Genomic DNA, 21,117 nt, shown 5'->3' with positions numbered 1-21,117 from the left:
TCCATAATGCAGACTTATTTTTATGACAAACGAACGGGCCCCTTGTCTCATTCTCGTTCTTTTAATACTGCGACCAAATCAAGCTGTTTCACCTTACGTGATACTGATAATTGCGAAATCGCAATGGCAATAATCGTGCCAAGCAAGGCCTGGACAATCGCATCTGTGCTGATGATTGCCGGGATTGTATAAAGATCATTGCTCATGCTAGTTGACATCAATTTACAAAACGAAAAGGCGAGCGGGATGCCGGCAATGACGCCGACAAAGCCGAGAAACCATTGTTCAACAGAAACGACTTCCATGACTTCTTTCGGCGTCATGCCCATCACCCTGAGTGAAGCCAACTCTCGTTTCCGTTCCGCTAATGAAATAATGCTAGAGTTATAGACAATGGCAAAGCCGGTGACAATTGAAATAATCGCCATGACCCACATTGCCCCAGATGAAGCCGCCATCATTTCGGTATACTTATCAATCTGCTCCTGCCTAACCTCAATCGTGCTCACATATTTTGAGGAACGATACTCATCTTTAAAAGCCGGAATGGCTCGCTCATCAATGGCAAGGAGCGCAGAGGTCATCATGTCCCCTTGCTTTAAAAGTCCAAGCATCGCATCTTGATTCATATAAATATTGGCACCTAGATATTGGGGAATCACCTTTTCCACCTTAATCTTAATTTTTTCATCCTTCGCATATAGGCTCTCCATCTGCAGTACATCACCGTCCTTGACACCAAGCTTGGCCGCGATCTGTTCGGACACCATCACCCCTGACTGTGGCAGTCCCACGCGATTCCCTTGTTTATCAAAAACAGTGTATAATGTTGAATCGGCGGGAATCCCCAATGCAACAACATCCTTTTTATGATTTAAAAAACGTAGTGAAACCGGAATCTCAAGGAGCGATTCAACACGCTTTATTCCCTCTACGTGTTGTAATTCCCGAACAGCGTCAGCTCGCTGCATCGGTTTCGAGAAGGTTACTTTCACATCCTGCTTCTGCACTTTTGTAAACTGGTCCATAATCATCACTTCTGACAAACTATAAAAAGAGAAAAAGGACGCCATCATCGCAAACGTAAAGACAATTCCAATCAGGGTAAAAAAGCTACGGTTTTTGTTGCGCAGCAAATTCCTAATCGCCATCCGTCCCTGGACGTTGAAGATCCGCCAAAACCAGCCAATTTTCTCCAACACTGTTTTTTTAACAAAAGTCGGCACAACCGGGTGCATCGCCTCCGCGGGCTGAAGGTGGATGACGCTTTTCACACCTTGAAAGGACGCTGCGGCACTAAAGAGTGCCGTCATGATGATTCCAAGATAAAAATATTGAAGAGAAGTATGTGCCTCAAGATTTGGCAAGCTAAAGTACATTTGATAGAGCTTCAAATAATATTTCGACACCCACATCCCAAGCAGGCCGCCGAGCACTCCACCGAGGACGCCGATGAACACACCGTACCACATATAATGAAGCAATATTTCCAGGTTTCTGTAGCCGAAGGCTTTCAGTGTTCCAATCTGCCCGCGCTGCGATTCGACAAGCCGCTTTAACATGATATATAAAATAATGGCCGCAATCCCTAAGAAAATAAGCGGCATACTGCTTGCGATCCTTTCAAGCTGCTTTAATTCTTCCGTCAGCATCGCATTGCTGAGCTGGTCCTTAGCAGCGTAAAGGCCTTCAAGTTCATAGCGGTCCAAAGCTGATTTTACCCTTTGCTCAACATCTTCAAATTTGAAACCAGGCTTAAGGGTAAAAGAAATATCATTTACCAAGCCTTTTTGATTAAAAAGCTGCTCCATATCCTCATATGGCATATAAGCCACTTCAAAGGTTTTGGGATCGGCAGCAATAGTTTGCAGTTCTTTTAGAGCATAAATATATTCTGGACTTTGGCCCGTGCCGCTGATTGAAAGTTCTACTTGTTTTCCTTCTATAATGACGTTGATTTTGTTGCCCAGCTCAAGTCCATGGGCCTGATAAAACTTATCAGCAACCAAAACCTGCTGGTGCTTTCCTTCAGGAAATTTGCCCTTTTCAAGCTTGATTCCATTTAGTTCATTTCCCTCCGGGGTGTGCAATGAAATCAACCGTAAATAAACATTTTCTTTTGTGTCAGGCATTAACACCCTAACATCTTTAATGAAACGACCATCCACTTTGGCGATTCCGTCGATTTCAGCAAGTGCCTTTGCCCTTTCATATGGAATAGCCTTGACCTTCGCAAATCCATCAGCAAAATGATACTCTTGATAAAATTGATCTTTAGCGTAAAACAAGCCGTCTTTTGCAATCGACATCGATGTATACGCCATAAGCCCAATTGCAATGACAACCGCACAGGCCAGATAAGCAAATTTATTTTCGCGGATATCTCTGATCATTTTTCGCCATAGCATCACCATGACACCTCCTCTGGATAGAGAGGATGTTCATTCACTTCAATTTTTTCAAGCATTCCATCTTTAATATAAAAAACGCGATCTGCCATCGCCGCAATTCCAGCATTATGCGTTATGATCATTACCGTTTTTCCATATGTCTTGTTAAATTCACGCAAAAGCTTTAACACTTGGATACCAGTTGAAAAATCCAGGGCCCCTGTTGGCTCGTCACATAATAGAATTTCAGGGTTTTTCGCCACTGCCCTGGCGATAGCCACCCGCTGCTGTTCACCTCCTGACAGCTGTGCCGGAAAATGATCGGCGCGGTCAGCCAAGCCAACCTGGCCTAGGACCTCCATCGGCTCGAGCGGGTTTTTGGCAATTTGCGTTGAAAGCTGAATATTCTCATAGGCTGTTAGATTTGGCATTAAATTATAAAATTGAAAAACAAACCCGACGGCATGGCGGCGATATTCCGTTAACACTTTTTCCGTTGCCTGATGAAGCGGCTTCTCATGGTAATAGATTTCACCTGAACTGGCTGTATCCATGCCGCCAATCAGATTGATCATTGTACTTTTTCCAGAGCCGCTCGGCCCCAAAACGACAATAAATTCACCTTTATATATTTCAAAATTGACATCCTTTAAAGCCTGCACTGTCACCTCACCCATCTGGTAAACCTTTGAAACATTTTTAGCTGTTAATATAACTGTCACTGGAGACCACCTCCTCATTTCCGAGGTAAAAATGTATAGAAATCCTACCTTTACAGTACATTAAAAGGTAGTGAATGTATGTTAAATATTTCCGAATTTTGATGTAGGTACCCTTCGACACCTAAGCAGGTTATTTCCATTATTTTATTATTTTAATAGCTTTTTTAAAAAGTGATACTAGTTTAGCAATCCCATTATTTTCAACGCTTCCAAAATCTTGTTTTGACAATTTAGAGTTATTAAAAGTATTATAAAATAGCAAAATATTTTATGGAGGTTGCAATATGTCGAATGTAACTAAAGAAGAAATTGTCAGAAGTGTCCCACAAAAGGGCTTCTTTGGTCACCCAAAAGGGTTATTTACATGTTTCTTTACAGAGTTTTGGGAGCGCTTTTCTTACTATGGGATGCGAGCAATCCTTGTTTACTATATTTATTATGAAGTATCCAAAGGTGGTTTAGGCTTACCAGAATCTACTGCACTGGCGATTATGTCAATTTACGGTTCATTGGTTTATATGTCCGGCATTATCGGCGGCTGGCTAGCCGATCGGATTATCGGTACACAAAGGGCTGTCTTTTTCGGCGGAATTTTAATTATGTTCGGTCATATCGCGCTTGCAATTCCAGGAAACGTAGCCATGTTCTTCATTTCAATGGTACTGATTATTCTTGGGACAGGCTTACTTAAGCCGAACGTCTCCAGTGTTGTTGGTGATATGTATGCAGAAGGCGATGACCGTCGTGATGCAGGCTTTAGTATTTTTTATATGGGAATTAACTCCGGTGCATTTATTTCACCATTAATTGTCGGCTCTGTAATGGATAAAAGTTTCCACTTAGGCTTTGGTATTGCCGCAGTTGGGATGTTTGTTGGCTTAGTACTCTTCCTTTTAACTAGAAAGAAAAACCTTGGTCTTGCTGGTACACAAATTGCCAATCCATTAGAGCCTGCTGAAAAGAAAAAGGTCTTTACCGCAATTGGTATCGGAATTGCTGTTATTGCAATTTTATGCGTTACTTTAATACCTGCTGGTATTTTAACGATTGATCGATTTATTGCCCTTGTTGGTATTCTTGGTATTTTTATTCCGACGATGTATTTTATCGTCATGTATTGCAGTCCAAAAACAACAGCAGTCGAGCGTTCAAGACTACTTGCCTATATTCCGTTATTCATTGCAGCTGTTATGTTCTGGTCTATCCAAGAGCAAGGATCAACCATTCTTGCCAATTATGCGGACAAGCGCACACAATTAGATTTCGCAGGGATGCACATTTCCCCTGCATGGTTTCAAAGTCTAAATCCATTATTCATTATCGTGTTTGCACCAATCTTCGCATGGTTGTGGGTGAAATTAGGCAAACGCCAACCAACCATACCGCAAAAATTCTCATTAGCACTACTTTTCTCTGGTGTCTCATTTATTGTTATTCTTTTACCAGCTTATTTTGGCGGCACTCATTCATTAGTAAATCCATTATGGCTTGTGCTTAGCTACTTCGTCTGTGTAATTGGGGAATTGCTGTTATCACCAGTTGGTTTGTCAGCAACAACTAAATTGGCACCTGCAGCGTTCTCAGCGCAAACGATGAGTTTATGGTTTTTATCAAATGCAGCCGCACAAGCGGTTAATGCACAACTCGTTAAATTCTATACACCTGAAACAGAAATGGCTTACTTTGGCGTAATCGGCGGAGCATCCATCGTACTTGGTATCATCCTTTTAATGGCTGCGCCAAAAATTCAAGGATTTATGAAAGGTGTTAGATAATATAGTTATGGGGTAACCTATTTTTACAGTAAAAGGCTGTTCTCGGCACCGCTGGCATCTACAATTGGTGCCTGTTGCTACTGAACAGCCTTTCGTGTCATTTTCCAAATCATCTCATTCTGATATTGTTTTTATCCAAACAATATATTGTTTTCAATTGGGAAACAATTATAAAATGTAGAAGTAGTTTTTTCATAAATTTTACCCAAAAATGGCATTCGACAAATTTGGACATTTTTGAAAATGGGTGATATACTAAATCATCATGGCGAGCACTTAATTGAGAATGTTTGTCATTTAAATTTACTATTTTTCTTTACATTGGAGGAAATAAGGATGGGAAATCAAATTAGACTTGGTATCGTTGGATATGGAAACATTGGTAGAGGGGTTCAAGCAGCTGTTAAGAAAAATAGCGACGTAACTCTTAATTATGTTTTTACAAGAAGAGCTCCTGAAAGTGTCAACGTAAATGATGAGAGCATTAAAGTAATTAGCGTTGATGAGATTGAAAAATATACAAATGAAGTTGATGTCTTAATTTTATGTGGCGGTTCTGCGACAGACCTTCCAGAACAAGGACCTACATATGCAAAATTATTTAATACAATCGACAGTTTCGATACACACGCAAGAATTCCTGAGTATTTTGAATCAGTAGACGCTGCAGCTAAGCCAAATAATAAAACAAGTGTTATTTCTGTTGGTTGGGATCCAGGCTTCTTCTCATTAAACCGTGTTTACGCAGAAATCGCACTTCCAGAAGGCGAAACATATACATTCTGGGGCAAAGGTTTAAGCCAAGGCCACTCAGATGCAATTCGCCGCGTTCAAGGTGTTAAAGCAGGTGTGCAATACACAATTCCAATTGAAGAAGCAGTAGAGCGTGTTCGTAAAGGGGAAAATCCTGAGCTTTCAACAAGAGAAAAACACTTAAGAGAATGCTGGGTAGTTGCTGAAGAAGGCGCAAACCTTGCTGAAATCGAAACAACGATTAAAACAATGCCTAACTACTTCTCAGATTATGACACAACTGTAAACTTCATTTCTGAAGAAGAATTAAAAGCAAATCATTCAACAATGCCCCATGGAGGATTCGTAATCCGCAGTGGTGAAACTAGTGAAAATACTAACCATGTTATTGAGTATTCACTAAAACTTGACAGCAACCCAGAATTCACAGCAAGTATACTTGTTGCTTATGCGCGTGCAGCATACCGTATGAATCAAGAAGGACAATACGGTGCAAAAACTGTGTTTGATGTAGCTCCAGCATACCTTTCACCTAAATCTGCAGCAGATTTACGTAAAGAGCTATTGTAATAAATATCGTAATAACGTCAAAGACCTGATAAACCTTGGTTTATCAGGTCTTTGGTGTTTAAACTAAACCCTGCTATTTAGCTTGCAACTATATGTTATGTGATCTGCAATATTTTTTACCCAATAAGCCAACCCTATCTTACAGCAGAACAGACCGAACGGCCGCTCATACAAACAGGATTAAAACCCCTTCTCATATCTTACAACACAACACTTTTCAGCTCTCTTACAAAAGTTCGCCTACTCTTTTTTCGCAAATGTACTTGGCATAACTACAGCAATAACCTCACCACGGGCACAAAGTGTATCATCTGCATATACTTCTGCATTAACTTTCCATTTTTTCGGGTGAATCTCTTCAACCGTACCAATGGCTTTTAGTGGTACATCTTGTGGCGTTGGTTTTAAAAAGTCCACACGCAGGGAAGCGGTTACAAATCGTGGCGGCTCCGCTCCATCACCAGGCTCGTGGCCATTTTTACGATGTAATGCAAGAGAAGCTGATCCTGTCCCATGGCAATCAATAAATGAAGCAATTAAGCCTCCATAAACAAAGCCAGGCAATGCAGTATGTTCAGGTTCTGGTTGATAAATTGTCACTGTATTTTCCCCTTGCCAACCTGTTCGAAAGTGATGGCCACTTTCATTTAATCGTCCACAACCATAACACCATGCGAAATCATCTGGATAATCATCTTGAATTGCGTTAACAACCTTTTCTTCCATTGTTTGGCCCCCTATAAGCTCTAGCGTCCAAGCACTATTGCTATTATTTGATATTGTTTTCAGAATATTATAACATATTATGGTAAAAAAAGAACAATGTCTTTAAAATTTATTTAGAAATGTTCAGGCATTGTCCTTCATTATTAATATTTCTTATAGCAAACCTGTAGGTCTTTCAATGAAATTTAGATGTCATGTCTTAGTTTCATAGAGTTTACCCCTATGATGACACCCCATTCACAATTTCCTTGGTCATTTCCTGAAGTCTAGTAAACTCTTGATACAATTGAACAGGAGGCACTGGCTTACTAATCAGATATCCTTGGATTTGCATGCAGTGCTCACTTTGGAGCATTTCCTTTTGTATGACTGTTTCAACGCCTTCTGCAATAACCTCAAGATGTAAGAAACGAGCCATTGAAATGATGGTTGAAATAATTGTCATATCACTATCCTTATCTATAACATCACGAACAAATGACTGGTCAATTTTTAATCGATCAACCGGCAGATGCTTTAAATAAGCTAAAGAAGAGTAGCCGGTACCAAAATCATCGATGGAAATTTGAATGCCTAATTGCTTCAAAGCATCTAATGTCTTTTTCGTATGATCGATATTCATCATCATACTTTCGGTCACTTCGACCTCTAAATATTCGGGTGATAGCTCCGTCTCCTGTAATATCTCTTTTACCGTTTCTACTAAATTTTGTTGATAGAATTGCCTAATTGATAAGTTGACGGCGACCCGGAGTTTAGGAAGGCCTCTGTCATGCCACTCTTTCATTTGCTGGCAAGCTGTACGCAATACCCACTCGCCAATAGGGATGATTAGTCCTGTTTCTTCAGCAATTGAAATGAATCTCACAGGAGAAATCCAGCCATGGACCGGATGGTGCCAGCGAATTAGTGACTCCACTCCAATTATTTCACCACTACAAAGATCCACTTGCGGTTGATAGACAACAGAGAGTTCATTCTTTGAAAGAGCACTGTACAAGTCGTTTTCGAAAACAAGATTATCAAGGGCTTTTCCGTCCATATAAGGCTCGTAAAGCTGGATTGCTTTGCTTCTATTTTGTGCCTCCATTAGCGCAGCGTTCGCCTTCTGGAGTAATACATCTATCTCAAACCCATTTTTCGGGAAAATAGAAACGCCACATCTGAAGGTCACATTTAGCAATAATTGCTGCGCTTGTAATGGTTCTTTAAATCTCATTTGGATGGCATTAAAAGTGCTTACAATATCCACCTCTTCGTCAGTTGGCATAATTAAAACAAATTCATCTCCCGTCAGCCTATATAACGACATATTTGGTGGTATTCGGTCGTTAAGTCGGGTGGCTGCAGCCTGGAGAATAATATCTCCAAATGAATGACCGAGTGCTTCATTAATATTTTTAAATCGATTGATATCAAGTATTAAAACGGCTGCCTTTTTATCAGAAAGATTTGCCACAATCTCTGCCCATCTTTCATTCAAGCAGCGGATATTCGGCAGTTTTGTTAATTCGTCATAAAAAGCCATATAATGTATAAGTTCCTGATTCATTTTCAACTGTGTGATATCACGAAAAACTATAATAGATCCGGTAGCTTGTCCCTTTTCGGAAAAAGGGGTAGCGACAAAGGAAACTGGAAATACCTTTCCGTTTTTATGGATAAAAAAATCCTCATCCACTCGATATACCTGACATTCCCTGCTGGCCTTCAAAAAGGCACAATTCTCCCGCGGCAAATGACTGCCATCTTTACGGCGATGGATATAATCGTGCACGCTTTTGCCCAATAACTCTTCCTCTGTCCAACCGAGTAGTCGTTCCGCTTCGGCATTCATATATGTCAAGCTTCCGTCCCCGCTCATGACAATAAGTCCTTCCCCCATATTAGAGGTAATCGATTGGAGGAAGTCTTCATTTTGCTTTAATAAACTTTCCGCCTCTTTTTTCATTTCAAACGGCTCTTCGACTGATCTGTGGTAAACCGCTCTTTGCAGAAAATAAAAGCCTGCCAACTGAAAACAATGACCAATAAAATTATTTATATCATAGACACTTTTATACGTTGTAAAAATATAATCCCCAATCATTAAATACACTGATGCTGTCATAAGCATGTAGTTAAACACACGTTTTGATTTGAAATGGATTCCAACAACATAAAGAAAAATGAACTCTAAGGCAATGCCAATATATTGGAGATTATTTTTTATAGTTGTGGTCCCAATTCCTTCCTTTACGAGGTCCGGCAGCATCGGAGTCGGATTAAAAATAAGGAACATCCAAACTACAGAATATAGAAAGGCGATACTATAGGCTGCATATCTTAGGTTTGAACGAACTAAACGGTCTTTAGATACTACGATTACAAGCATTGCGACCACCTCTGTTAACCGAGCCGACATAAAAAACCATGTTGCTTTGTAGGCTGAGCTTTCAGATAGAAAAAAGGGCATTCCCTTGTATGAAATCACATGGGCTATTTCTAGTAAACCGACAGAAAAGAATAATGCTCCGATCCATAAACGATAGCTTGATAAGATATGAGGAAACGTCATCCATGACTGTATCGCTATCATAAAAGAAATGGTGGTAATTAGAACTTCAATAATTAAATGGATTGCTAAATAATTTTGTTCACCAAAAACCCCATACAATGATTCTCTGAAAAACAGGGTGATCAATAAGGCGATGGCGGATAGAGCAACCATTACGCCGTTTCCTTTTCCCATAGACAGCGAGTTTTTAAACGAAAATTTCATAAATACTCCCTCTTTCCAATAGCAGCTCTTTCCTAAATCAAAATTATTTTATAAAATCATTGTACAATAAAGCCAACCGCTTACAATAGAAAACTTATTTGAAAACCACCGCATTCTCAAATAATCCGAGCATATTTTACGAAAATCATATATACATGTTTTATTAAGCCAATTGATACTATAATCCATGCAGCTAATGCCACATACACCATTATACGAGGGATTACAAGTAGAAAAGGAACACCTAATGCCTTTGACAACTGAAATGTGCTTGTTGTATACATTGCGAGCGGAAAAGCCATTCCCCAAAATTGCGGATCATATTCAAGTGGATAACGGTGAACAAAGTGCCGCCAAATCATGAGAATAAACAACAATGGAATCCACCATGTACCGGCCATCCAAAAGAATAATGTAAAGCCCTTTAAAAATGGCATAATATCTACGAGAAAATTCCAGCCTTCTGAATGGAGCATAAGTGTGGAGCCTGCCAAGGTCGTAATCGCAACGGCACCCATATTAATCCAGTACGGTGGCGTAAGGGAAGCATATTTAAATTCAACAAATGTAAATCGATAAAAGATCAATGTAATAATATTGAGGTACAGCATGCATCCTAACAAATACATACAAAACGTGAAAAATAAGAGGACATCTCGCCAATCACCCATTTTAGGTGAAAGTAAAGTGCCTAGTATTGAAACAGATTGAGTAGCAACAGCTGCTATCAACCATGCCCCGTTAATTCCTTCCGCAAGGGAAGGCTTGTCTTGCCGAACTGTGACAGCTGTAAAAAAGGTATACATGACAACAGCCCACAAAAAAATACCGAGGAACCATAAAAATGTAGCAAGTTCATAATTATTGGCAATAATGACAAGCTGACTTCCAAAAACACAAGTACCTGCAATTAGTGTAAAAAAACCAGGTCCAAGTGCATGGCTTGTTAAATCCTTTATTACCCGGGGAAAGTACCAAATTAAGCGAATAATAGTAAACACCCATAAAACTACGTAAGCAACGATATTAAAATATAACAAACTCTTTGAAATGGTGTGCATTCCAAGCAAAAAAGTCGCTATCGATAAAGCCCCCGTTGCCATCACCATTGCAAAATATCCAGGAAAAAGTGTTGCCGCTATTTGTTTTAAAAGGCTACCCATCATCATTCTCCTTTTAATAGGATTTCTTTTTGTTACTATTTCCATAATTTTGTCAGTTATTATTAATTTTACAGGAAACAGCAGGGACGGTTCTCTCCGTTTCCCTAATAAATGGAATATTCATCGAATTATAATGTACAAAAAAGAGAGCACCTCTTGTTTGCGCCCTCACCTCTTCATCCTATTTACATATTAAATGCTCTCCGGTCGGTTAAAAAATAGTTCCTTGCAATCAGCGGAATCCTCCATCGCTGAGATGACTTTGTCCAAAGGTCCACTAAACACATATGGATAATCAACCTCATCAATTTCATTTCGAATCGGATATGCCAGTTTTTCCGGGCTTATACTGAATTCTGAAGACACACCTGGTTTATTGCCCCTTGGGTCAACGCGGAACCACTGACCTATCTCTTCAAAATACAGCGCATTTAAACCATGTAATGCATAGCCCGATTCCGGCGATCCTTTCCTTGTCACCCGTTGATAACAAAATCCGGCAGGAATGCCCATTCCTCTTAAAAAGGCAGCCAAGAGATGCGCTTTCGCAAAGCAAATCCCTTCTCCTTTTTCCAACACATCTGAGGCGTTAATGGTAATGGCTTTACCATCAATATCAAATGAATGCTGAATCTCATCACGGACGAAAAGAAACGCTAACTCTGCCCATTCTTGCTTCGTTTTTCCCTTTTGTTTAAACTCATTTATCTTCTCTTGAATGAATGGATGACTAAAATTTATAAGATAGGTTTCTTCCAAATAGTCCTGTATATCTTCATTCGTAATAATCAACTCCACAAAAAATCCCCCTAATTTTGACCTAAAGTCGATTATACACGGTGGACTACCTCTTATCTGTGATGAACGTCAAACGGAAACAGAGGGGACGGTTCTCCTGTTTCCCTAAAAAGTGGAAACGCCAAAAAAAACAGCAGAACCGTCCCCATGTTTCCCTAAAAAAAGGAAGCAAGAGACCTAAAGGGTCCTCTGCTTCCTTTTATAGCCCGCCAAGATAGGCTTCTTTAATTTGTTCACTCGCTTGCAGCTCTGCCGCTGTACCTGAAACAACGACGCGGCCAGTTTCAATAACATAAGCGCGATTGGCAACCGATAAAGCCATATTGGCATTTTGTTCAACCAACAAAATCGTTGTGCCGGCCTTGTTAATTTCCTCAATAATATCAAAAATGGTTTTAACCATTAATGGTGCTAATCCCATTGATGGTTCGTCAAGCAATAAGAGCTTAGGTCGTGCCATAATTGCCCTTCCCATTGCCAGCATCTGCTGCTCACCGCCGGAAAGTGTACCGGATAACTGCTTGCGGCGCTCCAACAGACGTGGAAAGATTTCATAGACCTTGTCCAAATCTTTACGAATTTCTTTTTTATCTTTCCGTAAAAACGCACCTAAATCGAGGTTTTCCTCCACTGTCATATTGGCGAACACTCTACGGCCTTCAGGGACGTGGGAAATCCCCGCCTTTACAACCGCTTGAGCCTGCTTTCCGGCAATTGATGAACCTAAATATTGAATATCACCATTTTTGGGTTTCAATAGACCGGATAATGTTTTCAATAGCGTACTTTTTCCCGCTCCATTCGCCCCAATTAATGTAACGATTTCTCCTTCATTCACTTCCAATGAAACCTGCTTCAGCGCCTGAATATTTCCGTAATAAACGTCAATTTGGTCAACTTTAAGCATCTTCGCTTACCTCCTCACCTAAATAAGCCTCAATAACTTTAGGATTCTTGCGGATTTCATCTGGAGTTCCTTCAGCAATAAGCTGACCATGGTCTAGCACATAAATTCTTTCACAAATACCCATAACTAGTTTCATATCATGTTCAATCAAAAGGATGGTTAGATCAAATTGATTGCGGATAAAGGCAATCAACTCCATCAATTCATGCGTTTCCTGCGGGTTCATACCTGCTGCAGGCTCATCAAGAAGCAATAGCTTCGGACCGGCCGCTAGGGCCCTGGCAATTTCCAATCTTCTTTGCTGTCCATATGGTAGGTTTTTCGCTTTTTCATCTTTTAGTTTATCTAATTGGAAAATTTTCAGAAATTCGATTGATTTCTCTTCCATTTCTTTTTCCCCTGTAAAATGGGAAGGTAGCCGCAAAATGGAGCTAAAGATCGAATGCTTCGCCAACGAATGATAGGCAACCTTAACATTGTCCAACACCGATAATTCATTGAAAAGGCGAATATTTTGGAACGTCCGGGCGATTCCTTTCCGTGTTACCTTGTACGGTGGAAGTTTATTTAAACGCTCACCATTAAATACAATATTCCCTTCTGTTGGCACATAGACACCTGTAAGAAGGTTAAAGCATGTCGTTTTCCCGGCACCATTTGGCCCTATTAGTCCAATTAATTCTCCTTGGTGGATTTCCATATTCACACCGGAAACAGCCTTTAGACCACCAAATTGAATACCTGCGCTTTGCACTTGAAGCAAAGGACTATTTCCCATAGCCGTTTCCTCCCTTCGCACTCTTCCACTTGCTGCCAAATAGGTCTGTAATTTCACGTGTACCCATTAATCCTTGTGGTCTGTAAAGCATAACGATAACAAGAACAAGACTATAAATAATCATCCGCGTTTCTGGATACTCTTGTAAGAACGTTGAAACAATTGTTAATAAAATGGCAGCAATAACAGATCCTGATAAGCTTCCTAAACCACCCAATACAACATAAATCAAAATATCAAAGGATTTCAAGAAGCCGAAGTTACCCGGCTGAATGATATAAAAGTTATGGGCATACAGGCCGCCGGCAAGACCGGCAAAAAATGACCCTAATGTAAAGGCGATAACCTTATAATAAGTTGTATTGATGCCCATGGCATCTGCCGCAATTTCATTTTCGCGAACAGCAATACATGCCCGTCCATGCCGTGAGTTTGTAAAATTTATAATGACAAGTAACGTAATAAATAAACAAATAAATGCATAAGTCCATGTTGTCATGTGAGAAACTTGCATCCCGGCAGCGCCGCCAACATAATCAATATTTAAAAAGACAATCCGAATGATTTCAGCAAATCCTAATGTCGCAATTGCCAAATAGTCACCGCGCAAACGTAAACTTGGAATGCCGACAATCAGACCAGCCAAGGCTGCGATAATCCCCCCAACCAACAAAGCAACAGGAAACGGCATATGCATTTTCATTGTTACAATTGCCGAAATATAGGCACCTACTGCCAAAAAGCCGGCATGTCCAATTGAAAATTGTCCAGTAATCCCGATGACTAAATGTAGACTGACAGCCAGAATAATATTAATGCTGATAAAAATTAATGTATTTATATAAAATGGATTCATCGTTCCAGCGTTAATGGAAAGCTGCACCGCCGCGTAAATTATAATGGATAAAATGAAAAATAGCCAAAATCCCTTTGATTTTTTCATGGTTGATCTCACCTACACTTTCTCTCTCGTATTTTTACCGAAAAGACCAGAAGGCCTAAAGATCAGAATTAATATGAGAATAACAAAGGCTGCTGCATCTCTCCAGAGAGAGTACCCTAAAGCTGTTACCACTGATTCCACAAGTCCTAGCAATAATCCTCCAACCATTGCTCCGGGAATAATACCAATTCCACCTAAAACGGCGGCAATAAATGCCTTGATACCTGGAATAACACCCATTAATGGTTCAATCTTTGTATAATAGACACCAAAAATAACGCCTGCTGCTCCTGCCAAAGCAGAACCAATCGCAAATGTTGCAGAGATTGTAGTGTTTACGTTAATGCCCATTAGCTGTGCAGCCTCTGTATCGTAGGAAACAGCACGCATGGCCTTGCCGATTTTTGTCCGTTGCACAACAATTTGTAAAATAATCATTAAGATAACGGAAATTGCTAATATAAAGAGGGATTGGCTGCCAATTTTAGCTCCGAAGATGTCAAAAGTTTTGTTAGGCAATACATTCGGAAAAGCCTCTGGCTGGGCACCACGAATATAAATCGTGCCATATTCAATTAGAAAAGAAACCCCAATAGCCGTAATTAAAGCAGCAATACGAGTAGCGTTCCGAAGTGGTTTATAAGCAATGCGCTCAATTAATACTCCAAATATGGCACATGCCGCCATAGCGAGTATCAGTGCAGGAAGAAATCCTAATCCCCATCCAACAATGGCATAAAATCCAATAAAAGATCCAACCATGAAAACATCGCCATGGGCAAAATTGATAAGTTTAATAATTCCATATACCATCGTATATCCTAGTGCTATCAAAGCGTAAATACTTCCTAACGAAATTCCATTTACGATTTGTTGGACCCATTCCATAAATTTTCACTCCTTCTATAAAGCCTACCTACAAAAAGGGAAATGGGAGGATGCCCCCCCATTTCATTAAATTTAGAACGAACTCACCTCTAAAAATACGGCGATTCATATGATTCTTTATTTACTTCTTAAGGGTTCACTTTTGTTTTGAATTGATGCTTACCATCTACATATTCAATAACAGTTGTTGACTTAATTGGGTGATGATTTTTATCAATTGTAACTGTACCAGTAACTAAAGATAAATCTTTTGTAGCTGCTAAAGCGTCTTTAACCTTAACTGGATCTAAGCTTCCGGCACGCTCAATTGCATCTTTTAATAGATAAACAGTATCATAACCTAAACCGTTAAATGCATCTGGTGCTTTACCATTGTATTTCTCTTTGAATTTCTTAACGAAATCCTGGATCTTTTGATCTGGGTCTTCTGCAGAATAGTGGTTTGTAATAAATGTATTATTCAATGCATCTGCACCAGCTAATTCTACAAGTTTTGGAGAATCCCAACCGTCGCCGCCCATTAATGGTGCAGTAATGCCCATCTCACGAGCTTGTTTAACGATTAGACCAACTTCTTCATAATAACCAGGAATAAAAATAAATTCTGGATTTTTTGCCTTAATACGAGTTAATGTAGAACGGAAGTCTGTATCTTTTGCTACATATGCTTCTTCCGCTACAACCTTGCCGCCGGCTTTTTCAAATGTTTCTTTAAATGCTGCTGCAAGGCCTTTTGCATAGTCACTTGCATTATCTGCAAAGATGGCTGCATTTTTTACCTTAAGATCATTTACTGCAAAGTTAGCAGCAACTGTTCCTTGGAATGGATCAATGAAGGATGTACGGAATACAAAATCATTTACTGAGCCATCCTCTTTTACTGTTACAGTTGGGCTTGTTCCAGATGGTGTAATTAAAACTGTTTGTGTATCGTTGGCGATTTGTGCCTGTGCCACTGTATTTCCACTAGTAGAAGCACCGATAATGGCATTAACTTTATCTTGGCTTGTCAATCTGATTGCTGCATTTGTAGCTTCAGCAGCGTCAGACTTATTATCAACTTTAATAAGTTCAATCTTCTTGCCATCAATACCGCCGGCTGCGTTGATTTCATCAACAGCTAATTCAACACCCTCAGTGTTTGATTGTCCATAAGAAGCAACCGGACCTGAAAGTTCCATGTTTACACCGACTTTAATTACATCTGCATCTCCTGATTTACCGCCGCTTGAGTTGGCTGACTCTTGGCCGCCGCCTGAACATCCCGCCAATAAGCCGGCAAATAAAGCAGTTGATAAAAGAATTTTAGAAAACCTTTTACTCATCCTAAAAATCCCCCTCATTTTAATTGTTTAATTATTCTGACAATATAGGGCGTGAATTATTATTTGTCTAATATAGGAATCCTATTACACCAGTCAGAATAAAAAAATAATTATTAATATTATATCAATAAGTGTATTTTATATCATAGTGTCTATTAAGTCTAGTTAATTTTTTGTGTATTTTTATATTTCTGAATACTAATTTAAAATTATATTATTATACTCTTTTTTACCTTGGAAACATGTAAATTACGATAAATCTGTTTCCTTACATTTTTATAAAAAAGAAAAAGGAGACCCAAGGGCTCCTTTTTCATTTTCCTATAATTATAGTCGGCTTGCCGACCGGATAGTACTCAACCACATCACAACTCTTCAGCCTATCGATATCAAACATATTACGTCCATCAAAAATAATAGGCTGCTTTAACGTTTTTCCAAGTTGGTTAAGGTCTACATTTTTAAACTCTTTCCATTCGGTCACAATAAATAAAGCGTCTGCATCTTTTGCTGCTTCATATACTGAAGAGGCATACTGAATTGTCTCTCCTAATATCTTTTTGGCATTTTCGGTTGCAACTGGATCGTAAGCCACTACTTCTGCACCCAGCTCCGTTAAAAGGTTGGCAATGGTGATGGATGGAGCTTCCCGCATATCATCGGTTTCCGGTTTAAAGGAAAGACCGAGCATCGCAATTTTCTTCCCTTTAAGATTACCGAAACGCTTCAAGGCCTTGTTTACTAGAAGCTGCCGCTGATTCTCATTAATTGAAATGGTCTCCTTTAACATGGCGAAATTAACATTATTTAAGCCCGCTGTATGCAATAAGGCCTTTACATCTTTAGGAAAACAGGATCCACCATAGCCGATTCCCGGATTCAGGAATGCTTCCCCAATCCGTTTGTCCTTTCCCATGCCACAGGCTACATCCGTAACATCTGCCCCAATAGCCTCACATAGATTGGCAATTTCATTAATATAGCTTATTTTCGTAGCCAAAAAGGCATTGGAAGCATACTTAATCATTTCAGCACTTCTGATGCTTGTTCTTAAAATGGGAACGCCTAAAGGACGGTACATTTCTTCTATCTTTTTTGCCGCCTCTTCATTTTCAGCACCGATGATGATCCGGTCTGCTTTCATTGTGTCGTTCACAGCAGAGCCTTGCCTTAGAAATTCGGGGTTGGAAACCATGGTAATTGTGATATTGGGTGCACATTGCTGTTGTAATAATTCTTTTATATAATCATTCGTACCTACTGGGACCGTACTTTTAATAGCAACAATGGCATCATGGTTTAGGTGGTGGGCTATATCCCCTGCAGCTTGCTTAATATAGGATAAATCAGCGGCACCATCATCGCCCTGCGGTGTTCCCACGGCAATGACAATCACTTCGGCATTCTTTAAGCCTTCTTGATGTGAAGTTGTAAATAAAAGCCTACCCGCTTTTGTATTTTTTTCAAGCAAATCCTCCAAACCCGGTTCATAAATAGGGGAAATCCCTTGACGAAGATTGTTTATTTTCCGGTCATCGATATCAATGCAAACAACTTGATGACCTATTTCTGATAAACAAACACCCGTTGACAGCCCGACATAACCTGTACCTAATACAGCTATTTTCATCTTACTCAAGCTCCCTATCTATGACGTTCAGATTTTCTTTTTTACTTACATTCCTGATATAGTCAAGAATCTCATCCCTCATATCTTCCCTTTGCAGAGCGAAATCTAAGGTCGCTTTAACAAAGCCATTTTTATCACCGATATCATAACGGCTTCCTTCAAAGTGATAAGCAAGGACGGCTTGGTGCTTATTCAAGACATTAATAGCATCTGTTAGTTGTAATTCATTGCCCCGCCCAAATGGAATTCTTTCGAGAATATCAAATATCTCAGGCCTTAATACATACCGCCCCATAATGGCGTATCTAGAAGGGGCTTCTTCCTTGCTTGGCTTTTCTACTAATGATTCGATATAAAAGCGATTTGGCTCAATGCTTGTTCCTTTTGGTTTAATAATTCCATACTTGCTTACATCATGTTCAGGGACTTCCTGGACTGCCACAACCGAGCTGTTGCAGTACTCAAAAACATTGATAATCTGCTTTAAACAAGGAACTTCCGACTTTACAATGTCGTCCCCTAGTAAAATAGCAAACGGCTCATTGCCGATAAAACTTTTGGCACATAAAATGGCATGTCCGAGCCCTTTTGCTTCCTTTTGGCGGACGTAATAGATATTGACTAAGTTTGATATTTTTTGAACTTCCTCCAACATCGCTATTTGATTTTTTTTCAATAACGCGTCTTCCAGCTCATAGGATTTATCAAAGTGATCCTCAATCGATCTTTTTCCCCTGCCGATGATGATGACAATTTCTTCTATTCCTGAGGCAACTGCTTCCTCGACAATATACTGAATTGTCGGCTTATCAACAATCGGCAGCATTTCCTTTGGCTGCGCTTTCGTTGCAGGCAAAAAACGGGTGCCAAGACCAGCAGCTGGAATAATTGCCTTCCTTATTTTCATATGCTGCCTCCTTCTTGAATTCTCTTATATTCATATTCAGAAGGACGACTTCAGGCTACGTTCAATAGCCTATTACTAGTAAATAGGGCTAGAGAATGTATTGGATTTGCAGATATAAAAAGGAAACAAGAAATCATTCTCCTGTTTCCTAAATTTTCCTCAAGAATCTCTGGATTTGCTTCGGCAGGACCTTCCTGCGGCTTTTGATTAAAGCAGTAACCATCGCCTTTTTTTCCTCTCTTGTAACGTCCCAGTCGTCAGGTATTAAATCGACGATTTCTTCCATTAATAGAATTGGAATTGTCTGGATCAATTCCACCTGTTCCTGAAAATCCGCCTTATCTTCAATAAATTTAGCCATTATTTTATGTGTTGCACTCCTCAATAATCCTTGCGGTAAATTCTCTAAATCTGCTTTTTGCCAATTAAAAGATCCAAATACTTCGGCGTGGTCGATTGCCCACAATCGATATATATTTTTGAGTTCTTCTCGTAAAAGTATATTTTTTCTTGTTCGGTCGCGATTGCACAACCAGTAGTCAAAGACAATAATACTTGCTAATGATTTATGATTCATAATATGGGGAATAATCGGAACTTGATGGCCATTCAAACATCCGGGAACATATAATGAGGCAAATTGATGTTGGGTCATGGCGACATCGTTAAGCTCGGGTATTTGTGAAGAGAATTCTTGCGGGATTTCAACAATTTTTGCAAATGGTACCGGAAGGCCTAGATAACGTGCCAAACAATAGGCAACCCATTCATTTGGCAATGATTTTTCAAATCCGGGTTGGAAGTACTTTACTACATAATCTTTTCCATCACTAAATCTAATTAAATGTGCATTTGATTTTCCTTCCAGTTTTTTTTGATACGAAGCAGGTTCGATCAAAGGGTATTCACCTCTCCATCGGTACTATCGCCTTTTTTAATCAGCGTTTTTAATAAATTCACATATTGATCGGCAACAACTTCGATGGCAAAGTGATCTTGAACATGTTTTATTGCAGCATTTGACATACTTTTATGAAGCGTTTGGTTATCTAGTATTTCATAAAGTTGTTTGATGGCATCATCTACATTTTGGCCATAATAAAGCAATCCTGTTTCACCATTGGCCACAATCTCAGTCACAGGCATCATTTTGGAAGCAACAACGGGAACACCGCAAATCATGGATTCAATAAAGGTATTTCCAAATGATTCTGATCTTGTTGTTGCAAGGGTGCATCCACATGATTCACGTATTTTTGCATACATATGGGGCATTTGCTGATAAGGAATCACAGGAAACCACTTTACAATATCCGTTAATTGTTCTTCCTGCCACATTTGTGCAAATTCTTCACGTTGAACACTTTGTGCTCCACCAACAACCCAAAACTCGATATCATTACGCTCACTTTTCACCCTCTTGGCGATTTCCAGCAACATTGGCCAATTTTTGCGTTTATCCAATCGGCCGATATAGGCCACAACTTTTTTATCCTGAGGAAGGATCGGTTCGCTATTAAAATCAATTTTCTCCTTCGGTAATGCCTTAAAAAAGGCTGTATCTACGCCATTGTAAATAACATTTATTGGAATGGTATCTGATAGTATGGACACTAAACGTTTTTGGTATTGTGAAGGGACGATGATTGACAACGGTTCGATATTTCTGAAATTCTTCATGTGGGGAATTAGCTTTATAAGCTCGGGTGTACGTGCCTCTACAATAACAGGCCCTTTATACTTCGCCTTTTTAATCCATTTATAAGCAGCCCCTGTATCGACTACAATAATAGCATCATAGGCATTATTCTTAATAATTGAAATAATTTTTTCTTCATCCTTTGTTAAATAAACGGGAGCAACATCCTGCATAATGTGCAACCCGCCATGGTCTGTTGTGTAAAGAAACTCTGTCTCAATTCCATGCTTCTTAAAATAGATGGAGCGATTTCGCCATCCAGCATTTACTCCACCAACAGTGAGCAGACGCCAAATTACAAGTACTTTCATATTCGTTTCTCCTCGTTTATTCTCGTGGACAACCTCCTCGATTAGCATCTTCTTTGCATGCTTAGCTCCTA

At 39.6% G+C, this 21,117-nt stretch carries 17 protein-coding genes; 2 read left to right on the top strand and 15 right to left on the bottom strand.

Annotated elements, in window-relative coordinates; genetic code table 11:
- Positions 1 to 47 precede the first annotated feature (47 nt).
- Both ACNQFZ_RS12045 and ACNQFZ_RS12040 read right to left on the bottom strand, forming a co-directional pair.
- Positions 48 to 2,408 (bottom strand): ABC transporter permease, encoded by a 2,361-nt coding sequence (locus ACNQFZ_RS12045; RefSeq protein ID WP_458411592.1) that lies wholly within the window; start codon positions 2,406 to 2,408, stop codon positions 48 to 50.
- Positions 2,408 to 3,112, bottom strand: coding sequence for an ABC transporter ATP-binding protein (locus tag ACNQFZ_RS12040; RefSeq protein ID WP_458411591.1), 705 nt, complete (start codon positions 3,110 to 3,112; stop codon positions 2,408 to 2,410). Before ACNQFZ_RS12040 ends, ACNQFZ_RS12045 begins: the two co-directional genes overlap by 1 nt.
- A 284-nt stretch (positions 3,113 to 3,396) precedes the next feature.
- Between ACNQFZ_RS12040 and ACNQFZ_RS12035 the strand changes: the two genes are divergently transcribed.
- Both ACNQFZ_RS12035 and ACNQFZ_RS12030 read left to right on the top strand, forming a co-directional pair.
- On the top strand, positions 3,397 to 4,887 hold the full coding sequence (locus tag ACNQFZ_RS12035) for a peptide MFS transporter (RefSeq protein ID WP_458411590.1): 1,491 nt from the start codon (positions 3,397 to 3,399) through the stop codon (positions 4,885 to 4,887).
- Between the two features lie 336 nt (positions 4,888 to 5,223).
- Positions 5,224 to 6,210 carry a diaminopimelate dehydrogenase gene (locus ACNQFZ_RS12030; RefSeq protein ID WP_458411589.1) on the top strand — a complete coding sequence of 329 codons (987 nt, stop codon included), beginning with the start codon at positions 5,224 to 5,226 and terminating at the stop codon, positions 6,208 to 6,210.
- Positions 6,211 to 6,450: 240 nt separating this feature from the next.
- On the opposite strand, the gene ACNQFZ_RS12025 is transcribed toward ACNQFZ_RS12030, so the two are convergent.
- From ACNQFZ_RS12025 to ACNQFZ_RS11965, 13 genes are all read right to left on the bottom strand, one after another.
- Entirely contained in the window at positions 6,451 to 6,936 is a 486-nt protein-coding gene (locus tag ACNQFZ_RS12025; protein WP_458411588.1) for a PaaI family thioesterase, read from the bottom strand.
- A gap of 220 nt (positions 6,937 to 7,156) precedes the next feature.
- On the bottom strand, positions 7,157 to 9,697 hold the full coding sequence (locus ACNQFZ_RS12020; RefSeq protein ID WP_458411587.1) for a bifunctional diguanylate cyclase/phosphodiesterase: 2,541 nt from the start codon (positions 9,695 to 9,697) through the stop codon (positions 7,157 to 7,159).
- A gap of 116 nt (positions 9,698 to 9,813) precedes the next feature.
- On the bottom strand, positions 9,814 to 10,866 hold the full coding sequence (locus tag ACNQFZ_RS12015; protein WP_458411586.1) for a tellurite resistance/C4-dicarboxylate transporter family protein: 1,053 nt from the start codon (positions 10,864 to 10,866) through the stop codon (positions 9,814 to 9,816).
- 186 nt (positions 10,867 to 11,052) lie between these two features.
- Positions 11,053 to 11,658: a transglutaminase-like domain-containing protein gene (locus tag ACNQFZ_RS12010; RefSeq protein WP_458411585.1), complete on the bottom strand. Its 606-nt coding sequence runs from the start codon at positions 11,656 to 11,658 to the stop codon at positions 11,053 to 11,055.
- A 199-nt stretch (positions 11,659 to 11,857) separates the two neighbouring features.
- Positions 11,858 to 12,565 (bottom strand): ABC transporter ATP-binding protein, encoded by a 708-nt coding sequence (locus ACNQFZ_RS12005; RefSeq protein WP_458411584.1) that lies wholly within the window; start codon positions 12,563 to 12,565, stop codon positions 11,858 to 11,860.
- Positions 12,558 to 13,343: an ABC transporter ATP-binding protein gene (locus ACNQFZ_RS12000; RefSeq protein ID WP_458411583.1), complete on the bottom strand. Its 786-nt coding sequence runs from the start codon at positions 13,341 to 13,343 to the stop codon at positions 12,558 to 12,560. Before ACNQFZ_RS12000 ends, ACNQFZ_RS12005 begins: the two co-directional genes overlap by 8 nt.
- Positions 13,333 to 14,286, bottom strand: coding sequence for a branched-chain amino acid ABC transporter permease (locus tag ACNQFZ_RS11995; protein ID WP_458411582.1), 954 nt, complete (start codon positions 14,284 to 14,286; stop codon positions 13,333 to 13,335). Before ACNQFZ_RS11995 ends, ACNQFZ_RS12000 begins: the two co-directional genes overlap by 11 nt.
- A 12-nt stretch (positions 14,287 to 14,298) precedes the next feature.
- Positions 14,299 to 15,174 (bottom strand): branched-chain amino acid ABC transporter permease, encoded by an 876-nt coding sequence (locus ACNQFZ_RS11990; RefSeq protein WP_458411581.1) that lies wholly within the window; start codon positions 15,172 to 15,174, stop codon positions 14,299 to 14,301.
- Positions 15,175 to 15,302: 128 nt separating this feature from the next.
- Complete coding sequence (locus ACNQFZ_RS11985) at positions 15,303 to 16,499, bottom strand: ABC transporter substrate-binding protein (protein ID WP_458411580.1); 1,197 nt, start codon at positions 16,497 to 16,499, stop codon at positions 15,303 to 15,305.
- Between the two features lie 313 nt (positions 16,500 to 16,812).
- Positions 16,813 to 18,129 (bottom strand): UDP-glucose dehydrogenase family protein, encoded by a 1,317-nt coding sequence (locus ACNQFZ_RS11980; protein WP_458411579.1) that lies wholly within the window; start codon positions 18,127 to 18,129, stop codon positions 16,813 to 16,815.
- Between the two features lies 1 nt (position 18,130).
- Complete coding sequence (gene galU, locus ACNQFZ_RS11975; RefSeq protein ID WP_458411578.1) at positions 18,131 to 19,036, bottom strand: UTP--glucose-1-phosphate uridylyltransferase GalU; 906 nt, start codon at positions 19,034 to 19,036, stop codon at positions 18,131 to 18,133.
- Between the two features lie 148 nt (positions 19,037 to 19,184).
- Positions 19,185 to 19,934 (bottom strand): HipA family kinase, encoded by a 750-nt coding sequence (locus ACNQFZ_RS11970; RefSeq protein WP_458411577.1) that lies wholly within the window; start codon positions 19,932 to 19,934, stop codon positions 19,185 to 19,187.
- Positions 19,931 to 21,046, bottom strand: a complete 1,116-nt coding sequence (locus ACNQFZ_RS11965; protein ID WP_458411576.1) for a glycosyltransferase family 4 protein — start codon at positions 21,044 to 21,046, stop codon at positions 19,931 to 19,933. Before ACNQFZ_RS11965 ends, ACNQFZ_RS11970 begins: the two co-directional genes overlap by 4 nt.
- Positions 21,047 to 21,117: the final 71 nt, after the last annotated feature.

It is taken from the genome of Schinkia acidoalkalinis (assembly GCF_054301215.1).
This window is presented reverse-complemented; position numbering and strand designations above follow the sequence as displayed.

What these genes read in the sequence shown, in the direction of transcription:
- ACNQFZ_RS12000 (WP_458411583.1), bottom strand. Translation starts at nt 13,343, where the DNA reads ATGGGAAATAGTCCTTTGCTTCAAGTGCAAAGCGCAGGTATTCAATTT.
- ACNQFZ_RS12005 (WP_458411584.1), bottom strand. Translation starts at nt 12,565, where the DNA reads ATGCTTAAAGTTGACCAAATTGACGTTTATTACGGAAATATTCAGGCG.
- ACNQFZ_RS11990 (WP_458411581.1), bottom strand. Translation starts at nt 15,174, where the DNA reads ATGGAATGGGTCCAACAAATCGTAAATGGAATTTCGTTAGGAAGTATT.
- ACNQFZ_RS11965 (WP_458411576.1), bottom strand. Translation starts at nt 21,046, where the DNA reads ATGAAAGTACTTGTAATTTGGCGTCTGCTCACTGTTGGTGGAGTAAAT.
- ACNQFZ_RS11980 (WP_458411579.1), bottom strand. Translation starts at nt 18,129, where the DNA reads ATGAAAATAGCTGTATTAGGTACAGGTTATGTCGGGCTGTCAACGGGT.
- ACNQFZ_RS12020 (WP_458411587.1), bottom strand. Translation starts at nt 9,697, where the DNA reads ATGAAATTTTCGTTTAAAAACTCGCTGTCTATGGGAAAAGGAAACGGC.
- galU (WP_458411578.1), bottom strand. Translation starts at nt 19,036, where the DNA reads ATGAAAATAAGGAAGGCAATTATTCCAGCTGCTGGTCTTGGCACCCGT.
- ACNQFZ_RS12015 (WP_458411586.1), bottom strand. Translation starts at nt 10,866, where the DNA reads ATGATGATGGGTAGCCTTTTAAAACAAATAGCGGCAACACTTTTTCCT.
- ACNQFZ_RS11985 (WP_458411580.1), bottom strand. Translation starts at nt 16,499, where the DNA reads ATGAGTAAAAGGTTTTCTAAAATTCTTTTATCAACTGCTTTATTTGCC.
- ACNQFZ_RS12030 (WP_458411589.1), top strand. Translation starts at nt 5,224, where the DNA reads ATGGGAAATCAAATTAGACTTGGTATCGTTGGATATGGAAACATTGGT.
- ACNQFZ_RS12035 (WP_458411590.1), top strand. Translation starts at nt 3,397, where the DNA reads ATGTCGAATGTAACTAAAGAAGAAATTGTCAGAAGTGTCCCACAAAAG.
- ACNQFZ_RS12045 (WP_458411592.1), bottom strand. Translation starts at nt 2,408, where the DNA reads ATGCTATGGCGAAAAATGATCAGAGATATCCGCGAAAATAAATTTGCT.
- ACNQFZ_RS11995 (WP_458411582.1), bottom strand. Translation starts at nt 14,286, where the DNA reads ATGAAAAAATCAAAGGGATTTTGGCTATTTTTCATTTTATCCATTATA.
- ACNQFZ_RS12025 (WP_458411588.1), bottom strand. Translation starts at nt 6,936, where the DNA reads ATGGAAGAAAAGGTTGTTAACGCAATTCAAGATGATTATCCAGATGAT.